The following is a 1553-nucleotide window of genomic DNA, read 5'->3' on the forward strand; positions in this document are numbered from 1 at the left end:
ATCGAGCGCTTTCGAGACAATCATCGTTCGCTTCTCGGCGCCGATCCTGTCGCGCAGCGCCTTCTCTTTCGCCCGCTTGTCCCGCTGGATCTGCGCGTTGTCCTTGGCCATGGCCTACCTCTTCGATTTCATGTGCGGGCAAATCAAGCCATTCCTGCCGCCGGCGCTGTCGCACCTGGTTGTTGATGCGCTTCATGGGGTGTCGGCGAACTTGAAGCCGTTCTCCTGGGCGATCAGCGTCACGCGCTTGATGTGCATGCCGAGGTTCTTTGCTGCCACGCTTGCTGTAACGCCTTTGTCCGCGTCTGTGCGTACTAAGTCCGTCAGAATGGTCATGTCCCCGTTGTTCGGAAAGTCGGGGTAGTGATGGGCCAGGACCGCCGAGGGGAACGGCTCAATCTCGGCGAACCAGGCGGCACGCATGCCCAAAGTAATGGGCATGGTGGCTCCTGGCCGGTATAGTCAGCGCTTTATCCAAATGGTAAGCACGATGGGATTTTCGACGCGGGTAAGGAAGCCGGACCGATGGGATTGGATGCGTAGAAATTACATCTACCTTCTTGGGTTACTAGCCTTAATTATTTCTGTAATGGTGGGCGCGTTAGTAATCGTACATTTTCAGTTCGGGTTAGATATTTGGTGGATATCAATTAAGCACCCGGAGACCGCGCAATATTGGGGTCAGCTTGGCGATTTTATTGGCGGTATTTTGAATCCGCTATTGAGCTTCTGCGCCCTTATTGCTGTGCTTTATAATCTTTCTCTTCAGAGAGAGGAGCTTGCTCTCGCTCGTAAAGATGCTAGAGATGCTCAGGATATACAGATCAAGCAAAGTGCTATTTTCAAGCAGCAAAACTTCGAATCAGTTTTTTTCAGGCTGCTTGAAGTGCACTCATCTCTTTCAAAAAGTATGAGAATCAGGGTGGGTGCTGGAAGCAACGCTAAAGTGTATGAAGGTGAAGATGCTTTTAGGCACCTTGAGTTAAAGTATCTCGGAGCGTCGTATTTGGAGCCAAACCAATACATACCTCTGGATGATCAGCTAAAAGAGGTAAGAGAAAAATCGCAATTATTTTTAGACGACCACGTCGGGTCGGTAGGTCATTACTATAGGAATATTTACCAAATATTGAAATATGTTGATGGTTTTGGCAGTGCTTCGTTTGGCGCTCCAAACAAGCCGCCAGTTGGCATGGAAGTAAGGCGTGCATTGCGATCATATAGATCGCAGAGAAACTATGCGAACATATTAAGGGCGCAATTAAGTAGTAGTGAGGTTTCCTGTCTTTTTCTAAATTGCTTGGCTAAGCAAGGAGATGGCCTGAAATTTTATGTAGAGAAGTACTCCATGCTGAAAACAATAGAGCGATCAGTTGTTGGGGATAATAAGGGTGTTTGTGATCTTTTTAATAAGCTTGCATATGCCGATTATGAGGAGATGGATATGCTTGATATTGTAAGCTTGATACGCTCAAGATATGAAAGTTAACGAATGGGCGAGGATGAACTGACGGCCCCCCCATGTACGCATATGGGGCGAGACAATCATGAGT

At 48.0% G+C, this 1553-nt stretch carries 2 protein-coding genes; one reads left to right on the top strand and one right to left on the bottom strand.

What is annotated here, in order from left to right; genetic code table 11:
- Positions 1–192: 192 nt before the first annotated feature.
- Positions 193–441: a hypothetical protein gene (locus tag GIW04_RS30610; RefSeq protein WP_120249090.1), complete on the bottom strand. Its 249-nt coding sequence runs from the start codon at positions 439–441 to the stop codon at positions 193–195.
- Between the two features lie 469 nt (positions 442–910).
- On the opposite strand from GIW04_RS30610, the gene GIW04_RS30615 reads away from it, so the two are divergent.
- Entirely contained in the window at positions 911–1489 is a 579-nt protein-coding gene (locus GIW04_RS30615) for a putative phage abortive infection protein (protein ID WP_232964650.1), read from the top strand.
- Positions 1490–1553 lie beyond the last annotated feature (64 nt).

The sequence above is a fragment of the Pseudomonas sp. PA-4-8C genome (genome assembly GCF_021606625.1).
Classification (GTDB): domain Bacteria; phylum Pseudomonadota; class Gammaproteobacteria; order Pseudomonadales; family Pseudomonadaceae; genus Aquipseudomonas; species Aquipseudomonas lactis.